Here is a 21,423-nt window from a genome sequence, read left to right on the forward strand (position 1 = left end):
AAATGAATTTTGACTATAATGAAACGCAGTCGATGATTGCGCAATCTATAAAGGACTTTGCTGAAAAAAACATCAAACCTTATATAATGGAGTGGGACGAAGCCCAGATTTTTCCTGTTGAGCTATTTAAAAAATTAGGAGAAATGGGATTTATGGGGGTTTTAGTTCCCGAAGAATACGGCGGTTCAGGATTAGGGTATCATGAATATATTACTATAATTGAGGAAATTTCAAAAGCAGATCCTTCAATAGGGCTTTCGGTTGCGGCACACAATTCACTTTGTACCAATCATATTCTGACTTTTGGTAATGAAGAGCAAAAACAAAAATACCTGCCTAAACTCGCTGCGGCTGAATATATAGGAGCATGGGGTCTAACGGAACATAATACCGGTTCTGATGCAGGAGGAATGAATACAACGGCTGTTAAGGATGGTGATTCGTGGATTATAAATGGAGCTAAAAACTTTATTACCCATGGTATATCAGGCGATGTAGCAGTAGTAGTAGTCCGAACGGGAGAAAAAGGAGATTCTAAAGGAATGACTGCCTTTGTTCTTGAAAAAGGAATGTCCGGTTTTTCTTCAGGAAAAAAAGAGAATAAATTAGGAATGCGGGCAAGTGAAACTGCCGAGCTTGTTTTTGACAACTGTCGTGTGCCTGATGCCAACAGGCTGGGAGAAGTAGGTCAGGGGTTTGTTCAGGCTATGAAAATATTAGACGGAGGCCGTATTTCAATTGGAGCTTTATCTTTAGGTATTGCAAAAGGAGCTTATGAAGCCGCTTTAAAATATTCAAAAGAAAGACATCAGTTTGGACAGCCGATTAGTAATTTTCAGGGAATTTCATTTAAACTGGCTGATATGGCAACGGAAATTGAAGCTTCAGAATTGCTATTGCATAAAGCGGCCTATTTAAAACAGCAGCATAAACCCGTCACGACCGCAGGGGCAATGGCTAAGATGTATGCTTCTGAAGCCTGTGTGAAAATCGCAAACGATGCGGTTCAGATTCATGGAGGATATGGGTATACTAAAGATTTTCCGGTAGAGAAATTTTACCGGGATTCTAAGCTGTGTACTATTGGAGAAGGAACTACCGAGATTCAGAAATTAGTTATTTCAAGAAATTTGTTGAGGGAATAGAAAAAAGAGAATAGAGGAAAGAGGGTAAAAAAGATCTTGTCTATGTTCTGTTTTCTTTTTTCTATTCTCTGAAAAAAAAATAATTCAAAATTTATAACTCATAATTCATAATTAATTTTTACATTTGCAGCCTTAACGAGAGGAGGTGTCTATATTATGTTAATTATACCAATTAAAGACGGAGAAAATATCGATAGAGCATTAAAGCGCTATAAAAGAAAATTTGATAAAACAGGAACTGTTCGTCAATTAAGAGCACGTACTGCTTTTATTAAACCATCTGTTGTAAAAAGAGCTCAAATTCAAAAAGCAGCTTACATCCAGACTTTGAAAGATAGTTTAGAGAGTTAATAGCGGCTTTTAGTAAATAATTACCGTTAGTGATCAAAATGTATTAATTTTGATCCTAACGGTTTTTTGTTTTAAAAGCCTTTTTGATGTTAATGGTTGAGTTTTTATGAAGACGAATAAAGAAGCGTTTTGGGATTATCTGCAGCTGGAGAAAAAATATTCTTCTCATACGGTGAATGCTTATTTGGCTGATATTGGCTTTTTTGAAGAATTTAATAAAGGGTATTTTGAGCAGGATGGGATTGATAAGGTTAATTACAGTCAGATAAGAAGCTGGATTGTTTCTTTGGTGGATAGTGGAATTTCAAATGTTTCGGTTAACCGGAAAATGGCTTCTCTGAAGGCTTATTATAAGTTTCTTTTGAAAATAAAGCAGATAGAAGTTAATCCGATGCTTAAGCATAAGGCACTCAAAACGCCAAAAATAGTTCAGATTCCTTTTTCTGAAAAAGAGGTAGGGGATTTAATGCAGGATGTTGAGTCTCCGGCTGGGTTTGAGGAAGTGCGGGACAAGCTTGTTGTGGAGCTTTTTTATACTACCGGGATGCGTCGGGCAGAATTAATAGGTTTGATGCTGCGAAATGTGGATTTGTCTTCTGGTGTGGTAAAGGTGCTGGGTAAGCGGAACAAGGAGCGTATAGTGCCGCTTCTGCCTGTTGTGACAGATCAGATTGTGTTGTATCTAAAAGAGAGAGAAGGGCTTGATCAGATTGTGGATTCGGATTATTTTTTTATTTCGAAAAAAGGGTTAAAATTAAGCGAATCTTTTGTGTATCGATTAATAAATTGTTACTTTAGTAGGGTCTCTGAAAAGGTAAAAAAAAGTCCGCATGTGCTTCGTCATACATTTGCGACCCACTTACTCAATAACGGGGCAGATTTGAATTCAGTTAAGGAATTATTAGGTCATTCGAGTTTGGCGTCTACGCAGGTTTATACTCATAATAGTTTAGCAGAGTTGAAAAAGGTGTATACAGATGCGCATCCGAGAAATAAATAGTAATTCCGAAAAGTTTAACCCTAAAATTATTATTATGAAGGTAGATGTTCATGCAGTTAACTTTACTGTCGACAGAAAATTGGTGGATTTTATTCAAGAGAGAATGGATAAGCTTGAAAAGTATTATGACCGCGTTGTTTCGGCTGATGTTTTTTTGAAAGTAGAAAGAACAAGTGAGAAGGAGAATAAAGCAGTAGAGATTAAGATTAATGTTCCGGGAGATGAGTTTTTGGTTAAAAAGCAGTGTAAGTCCTTTGAGGAAGCTGTGGAACTTTCGGCGGAATCGCTAGAGCGTTTGCTGGTAAAAAGGAAAGAAAAAATAAGAGCGCACATATAATTGAAATTTTTTTTAAAAAATGTTTTGATTAAAAGATAAAATACCTACATTTGCAGTCCGTTAGAAATAGCGGACTTTTTTAATGTAATTGCCGATGTAGCTCAGCTGGCTAGAGCAGCTGATTTGTAATCAGCAGGTCGTGGGTTCGAGTCCCTCTATCGGCTCAGAAAAAGTTTCAGATGCGATTTGAAACAGGTTCTTTTAAAATATTGAAAAACAAGAATTTATGATGTGAATTGAGATTTTGAATGTTTGAAATTGAAATTTAAAATTATAAATGATTTAGGGGAGATACTCAAGCGGCCAACGAGGGCAGACTGTAAATCTGCTGTGAAAACTTCGCAGGTTCGAATCCTGCTCTCCCCACCAAACTTAATTTCGGATTAATGATTGCAGATTTTAGATTTAGGAAATAAACGTAATCTAAAAATCTGTGATTAACAATTTAAAATTAAAACCTTGCCGGTGTAGCTCAGGGGTAGAGTGCTTCCTTGGTAAGGAAGAGGTCTCGGGTTCAAATCCCGACATTGGCTCAAGTAAGTAGGAAATTGAAAATTAATATATAACTAAGATTAAAAATTAAGTAAAATGGCAAAGGAGAATTTTAATCGTTCCAAACCGCACTTAAACATAGGTACAATTGGACACGTAGATCACGGAAAAACTACATTAACTGCTGCAATCACTAAAGTATTGTCAGATGCTGGTTACTGTCAAGCAAAATCGTTTGATCAAATCGATAACGCTCCAGAGGAGAAAGAAAGAGGTATTACTATTAATACATCACACGTAGAGTACGAAACAGCTAACCGTCACTACGCTCACGTTGACTGTCCAGGTCACGCGGATTACGTAAAGAACATGGTTACTGGTGCTGCTCAAATGGACGGAGCTATCTTAGTAGTTGCTGCTACAGATGGTCCAATGCCACAAACTCGTGAGCACATCCTTTTAGGTCGTCAGGTTGGTATTCCAAGAATCGTTGTTTTCATGAACAAAGTGGATATGGTTGATGATGCTGAGTTATTAGAGCTTGTTGAGATGGAAATCAGAGATTTATTATCTTTCTACGAATATGATGGAGATAATGGTCCTGTAGTTCAAGGTTCTGCTTTAGGAGGATTAAACAATGATCCAAACTGGGTACCTAAAATTATCGAATTAATGGAAGCTGTTGACAACTGGATCGAAGAGCCGGTACGTGACGTTGCTAAACCATTCTTGATGCCAGTTGAGGACGTATTTACAATTACAGGTCGTGGAACTGTTGCTACAGGTCGTATCGAAACTGGAGTTGCTAACACTGGAGATCCTGTTGAAATCATTGGTATGGGGGCTGAAAAATTAACTTCTACTATCACTGGAGTTGAGATGTTCCGTAAAATCCTTGACAGAGGTGAAGCTGGAGATAACGTAGGTTTACTATTAAGAGGTATTGATAAAGCTGATATCAAAAGAGGTATGGTTATTATTAAGCCAGGTTCAGTAAAACCACACGCTAAATTCAAAGCTGAGGTTTATATCTTGAAAAAAGAAGAAGGTGGACGTCACACTCCATTCCACAATAACTACCGTCCACAGTTCTACGTACGTACAACTGACGTAACAGGAGTTATTTCTTTACCAGCAGGTGTAGAGATGGTAATGCCAGGTGATAACTTAACTATTGAGGTTGCTTTATTAAGCCCAATCGCTATGAACGTAGGTTTACGTTTCGCTATCCGTGAGGGTGGTAGAACAGTTGGTGCTGGTCAGGTTACTGAAATCGTAGAGTAATTCTATTAAAATAAATAAAAAGCCAGTGATTATTTTTTTAATCACTGGCTTTAATTACGGGCGTAGTTCAAGGGTAGAATAGCGGTCTCCAAAACCGTTGATGGGGGTTCGAATCCCTCCGCCCGTGCAATAAAAAATATATCAAATGACAAAAGTTACTAATTATTTATCAGAGGCTTTCGAGGAGTTAAAGTCAAATGTTACTTGGCCAGCTTGGGCTGAGGTTCAAAAATTGACAATTGTTGTGGCTGTATTTTCGATTCTGTTCGCTTTGGCAACTTGGGGAGTGGACGAATTTTTTGCAAAAGCCTTAGCTGGATTTTTTAACTGGTTAAAAGGATAATTTTTTTGTGATGGCAGATAATAATGTGAAGAAATGGTATGTGGTTAGAGCGGTAAGCGGCCAGGAAAATAAGGTTAAAGCTTACATCGAAACTGAGATTGCCAGACTAGGGATGGAAGATTATGTTTCCCAGGTTTTGGTGCCTACTGAAAAAGTGGTTACTGTAAAAGAAGGGAAAAAGATGTCTAAGGATAAAGTGTATTTCCCTGGATATGTTATGATCGAAGCGAACCTGGTTGGTGAGGTACCTCATATTATTAAATCTATTACGAGTGTAATTGGTTTTTTAGGCGAGATTAAAGGCGGAGAACCTGTTCCTTTGAGAATGTCTGAGGTAAATCGTATGTTAGGAAAAGTGGATGAGCTTGCTGTTAATACAGATACAAGATCAATTCCGTTTAGCTTAGGTGAAACAGTAAAAGTGATCGATGGTCCTTTTAATGGTTTCAATGGTACGGTTGAAAAAATCAATGAAGAGAAGCGTAAACTTGAAGTAATGGTTAAGATTTTCGGAAGAAAAACCCCATTAGAGTTAAGTTTTATGCAAGTCGAAAAAGTATAATTTTTTGTTACACTATAATAAACCACTGTGATCGCTTCCATTGATTACAGTGTTAAATTTTTTAAAAATGGCTAAAGAAATTAGTAAGGTAGTTAAACTACAAGTTAAGGGAGGTGCTGCGAACCCGTCGCCACCGGTTGGACCTGCTTTAGGAGCTGCTGGGGTTAACATCATGGAGTTTTGTAAGCAGTTTAATGCTAGAACTCAGGATAAACCTGGCAAAATTTGTCCAGTGCAAATCACTGTGTACAAAGACAAATCATTTGATTTTGTTGTTAAGACTCCTCCAGCAGCAGTTCAGTTAATGGAAGCTGCAAAGCTAAAATCTGGTTCTGGTGAGCCTAATCGTAAAAAAGTAGCTAGCGTTACTTGGGAACAAATTAGAACTATTGCTGAAGACAAAATGCCGGACTTAAATGCTTTCACAATTGAGAAAGCTATGAGTATGGTTGCTGGAACAGCTAGATCTATGGGTATAACTGTATCAGGAGATGCTCCTTTTTAATTAAGAAAAAGAAATGGCAAAATTAACAAAAAAGCAAAAAGAGGCTGCTTCAAAAATTGAAAAGAACAAATTATACTCTTTAAAAGATGCTGCTGCATTAATTAAAGTTGTTGCTTCTGCAAAATTTGATGAGTCTGTTGATATCGCAGTTCGTTTGGGTGTTGATCCAAGAAAAGCGAATCAAATGGTGAGAGGTGTAGTTACTTTACCTCACGGAACAGGAAAAGACGTTAAAGTATTAGCATTGGTTACTCCGGATAAAGAAGCTGAAGCAAGAGAAGCTGGAGCAGATCACGTTGGTCTTGACGATTACTTACAAAAAATTAAAGACGGTTGGACAGATGTTGATGTGATCATTACTATGCCTGCTGTTATGGGTAAATTAGGTCCGTTAGGTCGTATTTTAGGACCTAGAGGTTTAATGCCAAACCCTAAAACAGGTACTGTAACTATGGATGTTGCTAAAGCTGTTCAAGAAGTTAAAGCTGGTAAAATTGACTTTAAAGTTGATAAAACTGGTATCGTACACGCAGGAATCGGTAAAGTTTCTTTTGGAGCTGAGCAGATTGTTGACAACGCACACGAAATTATTCAAACATTAATAAAACTTAAACCAACTGCTGCTAAAGGTACATACATTAAAGGTATTCACCTTACAAGCACAATGAGTCCTGCTATCGCATTAGACCCAAAAGCAGTATAATTGGTAGTTAAAAATTTTTAGTATGACTAGAGAAGAAAAATCAATCGCGATTGAAAATTTAACTGCGCAGTTAGCTGGTACAAATATCATTTACATTTCTGATATTTCTGGTTTAAACGCAGAGACAACTTCAAACTTGCGTAGAGCTTGTTTCAAAGCAGGTATCAAATTAGAGGTTGTAAAGAACACTTTGCTTGCCAAAGCAATGGAGGCTTCTGATAATGATTATGGAGATTTACCTACAGTTTTAACTGGTAACAGTGCTATCTTTATTTCTGATGTTGCTAACGCACCTGGAAAAATTATCAAAGATTTCCGTAAGAAATCTGATAAACCAGTTTTAAAAGGAGCTTACATCAATTCTGAAGTATACATTGGAGATAACCAATTAGATGCATTAGCTACAATTAAATCTAAAGAAGAGCTTATTGGAGAAATCATTGGATTATTACAATCTCCGGCTCAAAGAATTATTTCTGCTTTACAAAACAAATTCGCTGGAAGCGAAGAAGAAGGAGCAGAGTAATTATCAATGTAAGGAAGCATTCTTCCTTGCTGCTTAATTAGCGCACAATAATTAAATTATATTTTTTACAAATCATTTTAAACGATAGAGAAAATGGCAGATTTGAAACAATTCGCAGAACAATTAGTTAACTTAACAGTTAAAGAAGTTAACGAATTAGCAACAATATTAAAAGATGAGTATGGTATCGAGCCTGCTGCTGCAGCTGTAGTAGTTGCTGCTGGTGGTGGAGAAGGTGCTGCTGAAGAAGCACAAACTGAATTTACAGTTGTATTGAAAGATGCAGGAGCTTCTAAATTAGCTGTTGTAAAATTAGTTAAAGAATTAACTGGTTTAGGTCTTAAAGAAGCTAAAGACGTAGTTGACGGTGCTCCAAGCAACGTTAAAGAAGGTGTTTCTAAAGAAGAGGCTGAAGGTCTTAAAAAATCTTTAGAAGAGGCTGGAGCTACTGTTGAGCTTAAATAATTAAACTCAGTTTAAGAACTAGGTTTAGGCCTTGAGTTAACACTCAAAGGCCTAAACCATTTTTCGTATAATAAAATATATACCAAGTTTTATTATCCCATAGTTTAAAATACGAAAAAGTTTTTGATCAATACGAAGAAAGAAAATCAAACCTGTTTTACTTGTTTTATTTTTAAAGATGTATTGATTATAATTAAGAAAGTATAGATTAAACAGTGTGTTTTTACACAAAAATAAATTACTTTTTTTTAATCAAAATTTTGTCCATTGATGATAACAAATCAGACTGAAAGATTGAATTTTGCCTCTACAAAAAATATCCCTGACTATCCAGACTTTTTGGATGTTCAGGTTAAATCTTTTAAAGATTTCTTCCAATTAGAAACGAAATCTGACGAAAGAGGCAACGAAGGGTTATACAATACCTTCATGGAAAACTTCCCAATTACAGATACAAGAAACAACTTTGTATTGGAATTCCTGGATTATTTTGTTGACCCGCCGCGTTATACAATTCAAGAATGTATAGAGAGAGGTCTTACTTATAGTGTGCCTTTAAAAGCCAGATTAAAACTATACTGTACAGATCCAGAACACGAAGATTTTGAAACCATTGTACAAGATGTTTATCTTGGAACAATTCCTTACATGACTCCTAGTGGTACTTTTGTTATTAACGGTGCCGAGCGTGTTGTAGTATCTCAGTTACACCGTTCTCCAGGGGTTTTCTTTGGACAGTCATTCCACGCAAATGGAACTAAATTATATTCTGCCAGAGTAATTCCTTTTAAAGGTTCCTGGATAGAATTCTCTACAGATATTAACAGCGTAATGTACGCATATATCGATAGAAAGAAAAAATTACCTGTAACAACTTTATTCCGTGCTATCGGTTTCGAAAGAGATAAGGATATTCTTGAAATTTTCGACTTAGCGGAAGAAATTAAAGTTTCTAAAACTGGTATTAAGAAATATATTGGAAGAAGACTTGCTGCGCGTGTTTTGAACACATGGCACGAGGATTTCGTAGATGAGGATACCGGAGAGGTAGTTTCTATCGAACGTAACGAAATTATCCTTGATCGTGATACTATTATCGACAAAGATAATGTTGAAGAAATCATTGATTCTAATGTAAAATCTATTTTGTTACACAAAGAGGATAATAACCAGGCAGATTATGCTATTATCCACAACACGTTACAAAAAGACCCTACAAACTCTGAAAAAGAAGCTGTAGAGCACATTTACCGTCAGCTGCGTAACGCTGAACCGCCTGATGAGGAAACTGCTCGTGGTATTATAGATAAATTGTTCTTCTCTGATCAACGTTATAACTTAGGTGAAGTTGGTCGTTACAGAATGAACAAAAAATTAGATTTAGATATCCCTATGGATAAGCAAGTGCTTACTAAAGAAGATATCATTACAATCGTTAAATATTTGATCGAGTTGATCAACTCTAAAGCAGAGATTGATGATATCGACCACTTATCAAACCGTCGTGTTAGAACAGTTGGTGAACAATTGTCTCAACAATTCGGTGTTGGTTTGGCACGTATGGCTAGAACTATTCGTGAGAGAATGAACGTTAGAGATAACGAGGTGTTTACACCAATTGATTTGATCAATGCTAAAACATTATCATCAGTTATCAACTCTTTCTTTGGTACTAACCAGTTATCTCAATTTATGGATCAAACGAATCCATTAGCTGAGATTACACACAAAAGAAGACTTTCTGCACTTGGACCAGGTGGACTTTCGAGAGAGAGAGCTGGTTTCGAGGTTCGTGACGTTCACTATACGCACTATGGTCGTTTATGTCCGATTGAAACTCCTGAGGGACCAAACATTGGTTTGATTTCATCTCTTGGTGTTTATGCAAAAGTAAACGGAATGGGATTCATCGAAACTCCATACCGTAAAGTAACTAATGGAGTAGTTGATTTAGAAAGTACTCCGGTTTACTTAAGTGCTGAAGAAGAAGAAGGTAAAATGATTGCTCAGGCAAACATTGAAATGGACGCTTCTGGTAAAATTACAGCTAGCAATGTTATTGCTCGTGAGGAAGGTGACTTCCCGGTTGTTGAGCCATCAGTAGTTCATTATACAGACGTTGCTCCTAACCAGATCGCTTCGATTTCTGCATCTTTGATTCCTTTCCTGGAGCATGATGATGCGAACCGTGCGTTGATGGGATCAAACATGATGCGTCAGGCAGTTCCTTTGATCCGTCCTGAAGCGCCGATTGTTGGTACAGGTTTAGAGCGTCAGGTAGCTTCTGATTCAAGAGTATTGATCAATGCTGAAGGGCATGGTACTGTTGAATACGTAGATGCTAACATCATTACTATTAAATACGATCGTACAGAAGACGAGAGAATGGTAAGTTTTGATGCTGATGAGAAAACGTACAACCTTATTAAATTTAGAAAAACCAATCAAGGTACAAGTATCAACTTGAAACCAATCGTAAGAAGAGGTGACAGAGTTGTTCCTGGTCAGGTATTGTCTGAAGGATATGCTACTCAAAATGGAGAATTAGCTTTAGGTAGAAACTTAAAAGTTGCGTTCATGCCATGGAAAGGGTACAACTTCGAGGATGCGATTGTAATTTCTGAAAAAGTAGTTCGTGATGATATTTTTACTTCTATCCACGTTGATGATTATTCATTAGAGGTTAGAGATACTAAGTTAGGAAACGAAGAGTTAACAAACGATATTCCTAACGTTTCTGAAGAAGCTACTAAAGATTTAGATGAAAACGGTATGATCAGAATTGGAGCAGAGGTTAAACCTGGCGACATTTTGATCGGAAAAATTACACCAAAAGGAGAATCAGATCCAACTCCAGAAGAGAAATTGCTTCGTGCAATCTTCGGAGATAAAGCGGGTGATGTAAAAGATGCTTCATTAAAAGCGTCTCCATCTTTACATGGTGTAGTTCTTGACAAAAAATTATTTGCAAGAGCCGTAAAAGATAAACGTAAACGTACTCAGGATAAAGATGCTTTAGGCGCTTTAGAAATGGAGTTCGAAACTAAATTTGTTGAATTAAAAGACAGATTGGTTGAGAAATTATTCCTGATCGTTAACGGAAAAACATCTCAGGGTGTAATGAATGATTTGGGTGAAGAAGTTTTACCAAAAGGTAAAAAATATACTCAAAAAATGCTTTACGCAGTAGAGGATTTTGCTCACTTAAGCAAAGGTCAGTGGGTTGCTGATGACGCTACTAATAAAATGGTTAATGATTTAATTCATAACTATAAAATTAAGCTGAACGACTTACAAGGAGCTTTAAGAAGAGAGAAATTCACTATTACAGTTGGAGATGAATTACCATCTGGAATCTTGAAACTGGCTAAAATCTATATCGCTAAAAAACGTAAGTTAAAAGTAGGTGATAAAATGGCAGGACGTCACGGTAACAAAGGTATTGTTGCCAGAATCGTTCGTCATGAAGATATGCCATTCTTAGAAGATGGAACACCAGTAGATATCGTATTGAATCCACTTGGGGTACCTTCACGTATGAACATTGGTCAGATTTATGAGACTGTTCTTGGATGGGCTGGTATGAACTTGGGTAGAAAATTTGCTACTCCAATTTTCGACGGTGCTTCTCTGGACGAAATCAATGCTTTGACTGATGAGGCTGGAGTACCACGTTTTGGACATACTTACCTGTTTGATGGTGGAACTGGAGAGCGTTTTGCACAAAAAGCGACTGTGGGTGTAATTTACATGCTTAAATTAGGACACATGGTTGATGATAAGATGCACGCACGTTCTATCGGACCATACTCATTGATTACGCAGCAGCCACTTGGAGGTAAGGCTCAATTTGGAGGTCAGCGTTTTGGAGAGATGGAGGTTTGGGCACTTGAGGCTTATGGAGCTTCTAGTACACTACGTGAAATCTTAACTGTTAAGTCTGATGACGTTATTGGTAGAGCTAAAACTTACGAGGCTATCGTTAAGGGTGAAACTATGCCAGAACCAGGTTTACCAGAATCATTCAATGTATTAATGCACGAATTGAAAGGTCTAGGTTTAGATCTTCGTTTGGAAGAATAATGTTTTAGTATTCAGTGTTCAGTATTTAGTAATCAGTGATAAACTGAACACTAAATACTGGATACTGAGCACTTTTTTATAAAAGTTTTTAAAGATTTATACCCGTAACCCGTTCCGATTTTTTATAACAATGCAAGGCATTTTATAACTAGCACTTCAAATTTAAGTTTGAGGTTTAGAGAAGTAACCCGAGGTAGTAGCTGAATGATTAACTCTTTGATTTTTTAAAGAGTAGATTATAAATCTAAATTCAATTTTTTAATTGCAAAATAAATCAATAGTAAAAACTATGATGAATAACAAAAACAATAAAGACAAAAATCCGGTAAAAAGATTTAACAAAATCTCTATTGGATTGGCTTCACCAGAATCTATCCTGAAAGAATCAAGAGGAGAGGTTTTAAAGCCGGAAACAATTAACTATAGAACTCACAAACCAGAGCGTGACGGACTTTTCTGCGAAAGAATCTTTGGACCAGTAAAAGATTTCGAATGTGCTTGTGGTAAGTATAAAAGAATTCGTTACAAAGGTATCATCTGTGACCGTTGTGGTGTTGAAGTTACTGAGAAAAAAGTACGTCGTGACAGAGTAGGACACATCAACCTTGTTGTGCCAATCGCTCACATCTGGTACTTCCGTTCTCTTCCAAACAAAATTGGTTATATCCTTGGTCTTCCATCTAAGAAATTAGATATGATCATTTACTACGAAAGATACGTAGTAATCCAGGCTGGTATTGCTAAAAATGCAGATGGAGAATCGTTACAAAGATTAGATTTCTTAACTGAAGAAGAATATTTGAATATTTTAGATACTCTTCCACAGGAAAACCAATATTTAGATGATTTAGATCCTAATAAATTTGTTGCCAAAATGGGAGCAGAGTGTATTATGGATTTATTAGCTCGTATTGACTTAGATGCTTTATCTTATGAATTAAGACACAGCGCTAACAACGAGACTTCTAAACAAAGAAAAACTGAGGCTTTAAAAAGATTACAAGTTGTGGAATCTTTCCGTGAGTCTAACGAAAACCGCGAAAACCGTCCAGAATGGATGATTATGAAAGTGGTTCCAGTTATCCCACCAGAATTACGTCCGCTTGTACCACTTGATGGAGGTCGTTTTGCAACTTCAGATTTGAACGACTTATACCGTCGTGTAATCATCCGTAACAACCGTTTAAAAAGATTAATGGAGATTAAAGCTCCAGAAGTTATCTTAAGAAACGAGAAACGTATGTTACAGGAATCTGTGGATTCATTATTCGATAATACTCGTAAAGCTTCTGCTGTTAAAACAGAATCTAACAGACCATTAAAATCATTATCTGACTCTTTAAAAGGTAAACAAGGACGTTTCCGTCAAAACCTTTTAGGAAAACGTGTGGATTATTCTGCTCGTTCGGTAATTGTTGTTGGTCCGGAGTTAAAATTATATGAGTGCGGATTGCCAAAAGATATGGCTTCTGAGTTATACAAACCTTTCGTTATCCGTAAATTGATTGAAAGAGGTATTGTAAAAACAGTAAAATCTGCTAAGAAAATCATTGACAAAAAAGAGCCAGTAGTTTGGGATATCCTTGAAAACGTAATTAAAGGACACCCAGTATTACTGAACCGTGCTCCTACTTTGCACAGATTAGGTATCCAAGCTTTCCAGCCAAAATTAATTGAAGGAAAAGCGATCCAGTTACACCCATTAGTATGTACGGCTTTCAACGCCGATTTCGATGGTGACCAGATGGCGGTTCACTTACCATTAGGACCAGAAGCTATTTTAGAGGCACAATTATTAATGCTGGCTTCTCACAATATCCTGAACCCTGCAAATGGTGCTCCAATTACGGTACCTTCTCAGGACATGGTCTTGGGTCTATACTATATGACCAAAGAGCGTATTTCTACAGAAGATCACAAAATTATCGGTCAGGATTTAACTTTCTATTCTGCTGAAGAAGTAAATATTGCATTAAACGAAGGAAGATTAGAATTGAATGCTCGTGTGAAAATCAGAGCAAAAGATTTTAATGAGAACGGAGAATTAGTGTACAAAATCATCCAGACAACTGCAGGACGGGTATTATTTAACGAAGTAGTACCTGAAGCAGCTGGATATATCAACGACGTATTGACTAAGAAAAACCTTAGAGATATTATTGGACACATTTTAAGTGTGACTGATGTACCTACAACGGCTGCTTTCTTGGATAATATGAAAGATATGGGGTATAAATTCGCATTTAGAGGAGGTTTATCATTCTCTTTAGGTGATATTAGAATTCCAGAACAAAAAACGAAGTTAATTGCAGATGCCAGAGAGCAGGTTGAAGGTATCTCAACTAACTATAACATGGGTCTTATCACAAATAACGAGCGTTACAACCAGGTTATTGACGTATGGACTTCAGCAAATGCTCAGTTAACAGAGTTGGCAATGAAAAATATTAGAGAAGACCAGCAAGGTTTCAACTCTGTATATATGATGCTTGATTCTGGGGCGAGGGGTTCTAAGGAGCAGATTCGTCAGTTAACTGGTATGCGTGGTTTGATGGCTAAGCCTAAAAAATCTACTGCTGGTGGTGGTGAGATTATTGAAAACCCGATTCTTTCTAACTTTAAGGAAGGTCTTTCGATCCTTGAGTACTTCATTTCTACTCACGGTGCCCGTAAAGGTCTTGCGGATACGGCTCTTAAAACGGCCGATGCTGGTTACTTGACAAGAAGGCTTCATGATGTTTCTCAGGATGTTATTGTTAACATCGAAGATTGTGGAACTTTAAGAGGTGTTGAAGTTGCAGCATTGAAGAAAAATGAGGAAATCGTTGAATCTTTAGGAGAGAGAATTCTTGGACGTGTTGCATTGCAAGACGTAATTAATCCTCTTACTAATGAAGTAATGGTTAAATCCGGAGAGCAAATTACAGAATCGATTGTGAGAACTATTGAAGCTTCTCCAGTTGAAAAAGTAGAAGTTAGATCTCCATTAACTTGTGAAGCTTTAAAAGGTATTTGTGCTAAATGTTACGGTAGAAACTTAGCTACTGGTAAAATGACACAAAGAGGTGAAGCTGTCGGAGTTATTGCAGCTCAGTCTATTGGAGAGCCAGGTACACAGTTAACACTTCGTACGTTCCACGTTGGAGGGGTTGCAGGAGGTATCTCTGAAGAGTCTAGTATTGTTACAAGATTCAATGGTAGACTTGAGATTGAAGATTTAAAAACAGTTAAAGGTGAAGATAGTGAAGGTAACGAGGTTGATATCGTTGTATCCCGTTCTACAGAGTTAAAATTAGTAGACGAAGGAACCGGAATTGTCTTAAATACACATAATATCCCTTACGGTTCGAGTATCTTTGTTAAAGATGGTGAAACTGTTGGAAAAGGAACTGTAATCTGTAAATGGGACCCTTATAACGGTGTAATTGTTTCTGAGTTTACTGGTAAGATTGCTTACGAGGATTTAGAGCAGGGACAATCGTTCATGGTGGAGATCGATGAGCAGACTGGTTTCCAGGAAAAAGTAATTTCTGAAGCCAGAAACAAAAAATTAATCCCAACTTTATTGGTTTATGGTAAAGAAGGTGAATTGATTCGTTCATACAACTTACCGGTAGGTGCACACCTTATGGTTGAAAATGGTGAGAAAATTAAAGCAGGTAAAGTATTAGTAAAAATCCCACGTCGTTCTTCTAAAGCGGGCGATATCACGGGAGGTTTACCAAGAATTACTGAGCTTCTTGAGGCTCGTAACCCTTCAAACCCAGCGGTTGTATCTGAAATTGACGGAGTTGTATCTTTCGGTAAAATCAAAAGAGGTAACCGTGAGATCGTTATCGAATCTAAATTTGGTGAGATTAAAAAGTATCTAGTGAAACTTTCAAGCCAGATCTTAGTACAGGAGAATGACTTCGTAAGAGCGGGAGTACCATTGTCTGATGGTGCCATTACACCAGATGATATCTTAAGAATTCAAGGGCCGGCAGCTGTTCAACAGTATCTGGTAAATGAAATTCAGGAGGTTTACCGTCTGCAAGGGGTAAAAATCAATGACAAACACTTTGAGGTTGTTATTCGTCAGATGATGCGTAAAGTAAAAGTAGAAGATCCGGGAGATACTCTATTCTTAGAAGATCAATTGATCCATACTAAAGACTTTATCATTCAGAATGATAAATTATACGGAATGAAAGTGGTGGAAGATGCCGGAGATTCTTCAGTATTGAAACCAGGTCAGATTATTACGCCTCGTGAGTTACGTGACGAAAATTCATTATTGAAACGTACAGATAAAAATCTTGTTGTAGCAAGAGATGTAATTACTGCAACTGCAACGCCAGTTTTACAAGGTATTACAAGAGCTTCGTTACAAACTAAATCATTCATTTCTGCGGCTTCATTCCAGGAGACAACGAAAGTACTTAACGAAGCTGCAGTAGCTGGTAAAGTAGATGATTTAGAAGGATTAAAAGAAAACGTAATCGTTGGACACAGAATTCCTGCGGGAACTGGTATGAGAGAGTACGATAACACTATCGTAGGATCTAAAGACGATTACAACGAAATGATGGCTAATAAAGAAGAATATATTTATTAATTTAGGAAACTATGAGTAATCCGAAACAACAACAAGAACAAATTAATATTGAGCTGGACGAAACTGTCGCAGAAGGAATTTATTCTAATCTTGCGATTATTAATCACTCATCATCTGAGTTTGTTTTAGATTTTGTGAGCATTATGCCCGGTATTCCTAAAGCCAAGGTAAAGTCAAGAATTGTTTTGACACCCCAGCATGCCAAAAGATTATTAAGAGCAATAGGTGAAAACATCCACAGATTTGAAGCCGCTCACGGCGAAATCAAAGAAACGGAACAAGCACCAATTCCGCTTAATTTTGGTCCGGCTGGACAAGCATAAATTTAAGAAGCCCCATTTTAATGGGGCTTTTTTTTGATTTCTACTAAAAGGTATATGTCGTTTATCTGATTTAATTTACTTTAATCGACTAAATTTCTTCTGATTCCAGTGTTGGATTATTTTAGCAGATCCTATGAAAGATTAATTTTTGAAATATAATGACTTAGTAAGGTTAGATTTAATTCAAATTAAAAGAAAGCGCTAATAGTAATTAGCGTTTTTTTTTATGTTTAAGAATGAGATGGTTATAAGAAGACGCAAAAATATTTTCTTTGTTTCCCAACCTTTTTATAAAATGGATACTCTAGATAAGTAAGAAAGCATCTTGAAAGTTTTTTAACTTATAAATAGAATAGAGTATGAAAAAGAAATTCACCTTAGAAATAGCAAATCCTTGTTCTGAAAATTTTGATAAAATGATTCCAAATTCACAGGGTTCATTTTGCAATTCGTGTATGAAAAATGTAATTGATTTAAGTAAAAAAACGAATGCTGAAGTAGCTAAATTTATTGCTAAAAATAAGGATAAAAGTATATGTGCACGATTAAAAACGACTCAGTTGGAAGAAGAATTTGTTTATAATGAAACTTCAAAAATCAGTAATTTAAAATATGCAGCTGTTGCAGCATCTGTTTTACTTGCATCAAATCTTTCAGCACAAGAGAAAGAAGTTGTTAAAACAGAAGTAAACTGCCCAAAACCGAATCCTTACAAAATAGGTAAAATAGCTTATAATCAAACTCGAAATCAAGAAGTTTCATTAATCATAAAAGGAAAACTGTTAGAAGCAAAAACAAACAGGCCATTTGATAAAGAAGCATACTCTAATTTAATGATTGCTTTTAATAACTCACAAAGTTCTGTAAAAGTAAATCCTAAAACAGGTGAATTTTGTATTGAAACCAAAGTTTTTAAGGATAGTAAAACGATAATGATAACAATTACAGCTAATGATTATTATCTCTCAAAAGAAATAGCGTTAGATGTAAAATCAGCTAAAAATAATGTTTTGATAAAAAACATAATTATTGATGCAGAAGAGCTTAACAGAATTTATATCGCAGGTGGATTAGGAATTAATTATACGCGATAATAATCAAATTTACATTTTGGGGAATGTAAATGAAAAAGGCTGTCAATTTTAATATGACAGCCTTTATATAGTATGTTCTTGTAAAAGAATTAATCAAATTCAGAAGTAAAGTACAATTTCACAGTAGGATATTTGCTCTGTGTCATTTGAATGGTAAAATCAGAATCTGCTAAAAATACTAACTGCCCGAATTTATCATGAGCCAGGAATTTTTGTTTGATACGTTTAAATTCTTTGAACTCCTCATTTTTAGCATCATCCGGCTTAACCCAGCAGGCTTTATGAACAGGGAAGTTTTCGTAAGTACATTTTGCCCCGTATTCATGCTCTAAACGATATTGAATAACCTCATACTGAAGCGCTCCAACCGTTCCAATTACTTTACGGTTGTTCATCTCTAAAGTAAACAACTGTGCAACCCCTTCGTCCATCAACTGATCCACTCCTTTTTCCAATTGCTTAGCTTTCATCGGATCGGCATTGTTGATATATCTGAAGTGTTCCGGAGAGAAACTTGGAATACCTTTAAAGCTCATGATTTCGCCTTCAGTTAATGTATCTCCAATTTTAAAGTTTCCAGTATCGTGTAGACCAACAATATCTCCTGGATACGAAATGTCAACAATCTCTTTTTTCTCTGCGAAGAATGCATTCGGACTAGAGAATTTTAAATTTTTCTTTTGGCGAACGTGATAATAAGGTTTGTTTCTTTCAAAAGTTCCCGAAACAATTTTGATAAATGCTAAACGGTCACGGTGTTTTGGATCCATGTTTGCGTGGATTTTGAAAACAAATCCAGACATTTTTTCTTCTGTAGGCTCAACTGTTCTAGTTTCAGAATCTTTTGCTCTTGGAGACGGAGCGATTGTTATAAAACAATCTAATAATTCGCGAACTCCAAAGTTGTTTAAAGCTGAACCAAAAAACACAGGCTGAATTTTTCCATCCAAATAATCCTGACGTTCAAATTTTGGATAAACTTCATCAATCAATTCTAATTCTTCACGAAGTTTATTTGCTGCTTTTTCTCCCACAATTTTATCTAATTCCGGATTGTTCTGAACATCAGAAAAAGCAATTGTTTCTTCGATATTTTTACGGCTGTCTCCGCTGAAAAGGTTAATGTTTTCTTCCCAAAGGTTATAAATTCCCTGAAAATCATAACCCATTCCGATAGGAAAACTTAACGGCGTAACTTTTAAACCTAATTTTTGCTCCACTTCATCCATTAGATCGAAAGCATCTTTACCTTCACGATCTAATTTGTTGATGAATACAATCATAGGAATGTTACGCATTCTACAAACGGCAACCAGTTTTTCAGTTTGCTCCTCAACCCCTTTTGCAACGTCAATCACAACGATTACGCTATCAACAGCAGTTAAAGTTCTAAAAGTATCTTCGGCAAAATCCTTGTGTCCAGGAGTATCAAGGATATTGATTTTTTTGTCTTTATAATTAAAAGCAAGTACAGAAGTCGAAACCGAGATACCTCTTTGGCGTTCGATTTCCATAAAATCACTCGTTGCTCCTTTTTTAATTTTGTTATTCTTTACCGCTCCCGCTTCCTGAATAGCCCCTCCAAATAACAGTAATTTTTCCGTTAATGTAGTTTTACCGGCATCGGGGTGGGAGATAATTCCAAATGTTCTTCTGCGTTGTATTTCTTTTAAAAAGCTCATATTTCGTATAAATAGGTTGCAAAAGTACTATTAAATACGGCTTTATAAAAATATTCAGTTCGTAAATTTGGGAAGTCTTTCTTATTAGGAGATTTTTAGAAAAAAATAAGGCTGTTTTGCGACAGCCTTAAAATAGTCATTTTTAAAATTACTGATTAATTGACCAAATTGAATATCCTTTTGGAGGACATTGTATTTTTACCCATTTGTCTGCCTGAGTTGTAGGATACCAGGAAGAGTTTCCGGTGAAATCTTTAATTTGAGTATTGGCCCAATTCGTCTGAATCCATCTTTCCTGCCAAACATCGGAGTTATTGATATAAACTACTAACCCAGGGTTTCCGTTATAACCATTTCTTCTGGCTACATATTCATCATTGTCAGAATATAAAATAGAAGTCGTTCCGGTCGCTTTATTGTTATGAATCCAGATTAAATTGTTCAGTTTATTTTTATCCAGCCATTCTTCATAATCTCTGTAGAAAATGGTTGGATAACCTTCGTGAGTTAATATATAGGAGTACGCTAACATTTTACTCCAGATTTCATCGGTATCATGATTGGTTACAAAAGTTACCGCTTTGTACGGATTTCGTTTCCACATCATATCATCATTTAATAATGCCAGATTATTGCCATCAAAAGCATCATTCATTTTATAATAACAGGCAAAATCAAAAACAGAACTGTTGGCGTTATTAGCCCACCATTCCAGTGTATTTACGTTAGAATCCCAGTATTCCCCAACCGAAAATCCTCCGACATTTGCATTCCAGGCATTTACGACCCAGGGACCAAAGCCTTTTACATAATCGAATCTCCATCCATCAAATTTCATGGTGTTTTTATAGTATTTACCCACTCCGTCGGCTCTAATCCATAACCAGTCCTGAACATGAGGATTGGCATGGCATAAATCAGGGAAACCGCCAAAAGCCCCTTCGTCATTATTACCGTAACTGTTTTTGTAGAAGTCGTTATAATTTCGGGTAAATTTTCCCGAAGCCACCCCGCTGAAATTAGTCCATGTATTGGTTCCGGTATAAGGGTTCGCTTCAGATTGCCCGCCGCTGTTGTGATTAATTACAATATCAGCATAAACTTTGATGTTTTCGTTATGAGCAGCTGTAATTAAATTTACTAATTCAGTTTTAGAACCAAATCGGGTTTCAACGCTTCCGTTTTGATTATAATCTCCAAAATCGAAATAATCGGTAGGATCATATCCCATAGAAAAAGCTCCGTTTTGTGCTTTTGAAGCCGGCGGCAGCCAGATAGAACCAATTCCGGCATTGCCCCATGCAGTTACCTTACTGCTTACGGTATTCCACCAGTTTCCTCCGGCAGGAACGTCCCAGTAAAAAGCCTGCATCATAACCCCTCCTCCGGGATTGTCTACATATTTTCCGGTAAGAGATGAGGATTTTCCGGTACTGAAAGGTTTTCCATCGTGATGTGTAACATCGATGACTTTAAACTGCCGGCTTTCCGCTTTAGAGTCGGTTTCATTGGTCTCATTTTGTGAGCATGAATACAAAAACGCTGTCATTACAGCCATAAAACATGCTCTTGCAATAGGTTTTTTCATAATAGATGTGGTTAAGGTTAAATTAATAAAGTTTGTAATTGTTAATTTTGAAGTGATAAAATAGAGATATTCTTATTTTTTAACCAGATAAATTAACAATTACGCATCTAAAGTAGGAGTTTTTCTATTCGGTTTGTTTTTGTAGGAAAATAGTTTTGCAACGAAAACGTTGTAGTGTTTACAACTTTTTTTTATTAAGCTGAAAATAAACCATATCTATATTGTCCCGAAGTGAACCTGTAAGAGTGTCATCAAGAAAATGGAAAATCCCTCACCAATTTAATTCCAATCCACATAATTTTTTGTTAATACTATGGGGGATAGTTGTATTATGTAATTGAAT

General features: G+C 36.4%; 17 protein-coding genes and 4 tRNA genes. 19 read left to right on the plus strand and 2 right to left on the minus strand.

Annotated features, from left to right (window positions below; translation table 11 throughout):
- The first annotated feature begins 2 nt into the window (after window positions 1-2).
- From ACODST_RS15195 to ACODST_RS15285, 19 genes are all read left to right on the plus strand, one after another.
- A complete protein-coding gene (locus ACODST_RS15195) occupies window positions 3-1,145 on the plus strand; it encodes an acyl-CoA dehydrogenase family protein (RefSeq protein ID WP_488932962.1) in 1,143 nt (380 codons plus the stop codon).
- Between the two features lie 156 nt (window positions 1,146-1,301).
- Window positions 1,302-1,496 (plus strand): 30S ribosomal protein S21, encoded by a 195-nt coding sequence (gene rpsU / locus ACODST_RS15200; protein ID WP_012024008.1) that lies wholly within the window; start codon window positions 1,302-1,304, stop codon window positions 1,494-1,496.
- A gap of 106 nt (window positions 1,497-1,602) precedes the next feature.
- Window positions 1,603-2,496 (plus strand): tyrosine-type recombinase/integrase, encoded by an 894-nt coding sequence (locus ACODST_RS15205; RefSeq protein WP_488932963.1) that lies wholly within the window; start codon window positions 1,603-1,605, stop codon window positions 2,494-2,496.
- Between the two features lie 34 nt (window positions 2,497-2,530).
- Window positions 2,531-2,833 (plus strand): ribosome hibernation-promoting factor, HPF/YfiA family, encoded by a 303-nt coding sequence (gene hpf, locus ACODST_RS15210; protein ID WP_488932964.1) that lies wholly within the window; start codon window positions 2,531-2,533, stop codon window positions 2,831-2,833.
- A gap of 90 nt (window positions 2,834-2,923) precedes the next feature.
- A tRNA-Thr gene (locus ACODST_RS15215) sits at window positions 2,924-2,997 on the plus strand.
- A 121-nt stretch (window positions 2,998-3,118) separates the two neighbouring features.
- Window positions 3,119-3,202: transfer RNA gene (locus ACODST_RS15220), tRNA-Tyr, on the plus strand.
- Between the two features lie 92 nt (window positions 3,203-3,294).
- Window positions 3,295-3,366: transfer RNA gene (locus ACODST_RS15225), tRNA-Thr, on the plus strand.
- A gap of 55 nt (window positions 3,367-3,421) precedes the next feature.
- Window positions 3,422-4,609, plus strand: a complete 1,188-nt coding sequence (gene tuf / locus ACODST_RS15230; protein ID WP_012024011.1) for an elongation factor Tu — start codon at window positions 3,422-3,424, stop codon at window positions 4,607-4,609.
- Between the two features lie 56 nt (window positions 4,610-4,665).
- Window positions 4,666-4,736, plus strand: a tRNA-Trp gene (locus ACODST_RS15235).
- An 18-nt stretch (window positions 4,737-4,754) separates the two neighbouring features.
- A complete protein-coding gene (secE, locus tag ACODST_RS15240) occupies window positions 4,755-4,952 on the plus strand; it encodes a preprotein translocase subunit SecE (protein WP_008466927.1) in 198 nt (65 codons plus the stop codon).
- A gap of 10 nt (window positions 4,953-4,962) precedes the next feature.
- On the plus strand, window positions 4,963-5,514 hold the full coding sequence (nusG, locus tag ACODST_RS15245) for a transcription termination/antitermination protein NusG (RefSeq protein ID WP_488933011.1): 552 nt from the start codon (window positions 4,963-4,965) through the stop codon (window positions 5,512-5,514).
- 67 nt (window positions 5,515-5,581) lie between these two features.
- Window positions 5,582-6,019 carry a 50S ribosomal protein L11 gene (rplK, locus tag ACODST_RS15250; protein WP_008466923.1) on the plus strand — a complete coding sequence of 146 codons (438 nt, stop codon included), beginning with the start codon at window positions 5,582-5,584 and terminating at the stop codon, window positions 6,017-6,019.
- 13 nt (window positions 6,020-6,032) lie between these two features.
- Window positions 6,033-6,722: a 50S ribosomal protein L1 gene (gene rplA, locus ACODST_RS15255; RefSeq protein WP_025572415.1), complete on the plus strand. Its 690-nt coding sequence runs from the start codon at window positions 6,033-6,035 to the stop codon at window positions 6,720-6,722.
- A gap of 22 nt (window positions 6,723-6,744) precedes the next feature.
- The gene (gene rplJ / locus ACODST_RS15260) at window positions 6,745-7,248 is read left to right on the plus strand and encodes a 50S ribosomal protein L10 (protein ID WP_488932965.1); all 504 of its coding nucleotides are present in this window, start codon (window positions 6,745-6,747) and stop codon (window positions 7,246-7,248) included.
- A gap of 93 nt (window positions 7,249-7,341) precedes the next feature.
- Window positions 7,342-7,713: a 50S ribosomal protein L7/L12 gene (gene rplL, locus ACODST_RS15265; protein WP_320566427.1), complete on the plus strand. Its 372-nt coding sequence runs from the start codon at window positions 7,342-7,344 to the stop codon at window positions 7,711-7,713.
- 270 nt (window positions 7,714-7,983) lie between these two features.
- Window positions 7,984-11,796, plus strand: coding sequence for a DNA-directed RNA polymerase subunit beta (gene rpoB, locus ACODST_RS15270; RefSeq protein WP_111422298.1), 3,813 nt, complete (start codon window positions 7,984-7,986; stop codon window positions 11,794-11,796).
- A 289-nt stretch (window positions 11,797-12,085) separates the two neighbouring features.
- Entirely contained in the window at window positions 12,086-16,393 is a 4,308-nt protein-coding gene (gene rpoC, locus ACODST_RS15275) for a DNA-directed RNA polymerase subunit beta' (RefSeq protein ID WP_488932966.1), read from the plus strand.
- 11 nt (window positions 16,394-16,404) lie between these two features.
- Entirely contained in the window at window positions 16,405-16,716 is a 312-nt protein-coding gene (locus ACODST_RS15280; RefSeq protein ID WP_008466913.1) for a DUF3467 domain-containing protein, read from the plus strand.
- 359 nt (window positions 16,717-17,075) lie between these two features.
- Complete coding sequence (locus tag ACODST_RS15285; RefSeq protein ID WP_488932967.1) at window positions 17,076-17,810, plus strand: hypothetical protein; 735 nt, start codon at window positions 17,076-17,078, stop codon at window positions 17,808-17,810.
- Window positions 17,811-17,899: 89 nt separating this feature from the next.
- Here the strand turns inward: ACODST_RS15285 and ACODST_RS15290 are convergent, their stop codons facing one another.
- Window positions 17,900-19,492, minus strand: coding sequence for a peptide chain release factor 3 (locus tag ACODST_RS15290; protein ID WP_488932968.1), 1,593 nt, complete (start codon window positions 19,490-19,492; stop codon window positions 17,900-17,902).
- Between the two features lie 148 nt (window positions 19,493-19,640).
- On the minus strand, window positions 19,641-21,080 hold the full coding sequence (locus tag ACODST_RS15295; protein ID WP_488932969.1) for an alpha-amylase: 1,440 nt from the start codon (window positions 21,078-21,080) through the stop codon (window positions 19,641-19,643).
- Between the last annotated feature and the right edge of the window lie 343 nt (window positions 21,081-21,423).

It is taken from the genome of Flavobacterium sp. FG19 (assembly GCF_057809475.1).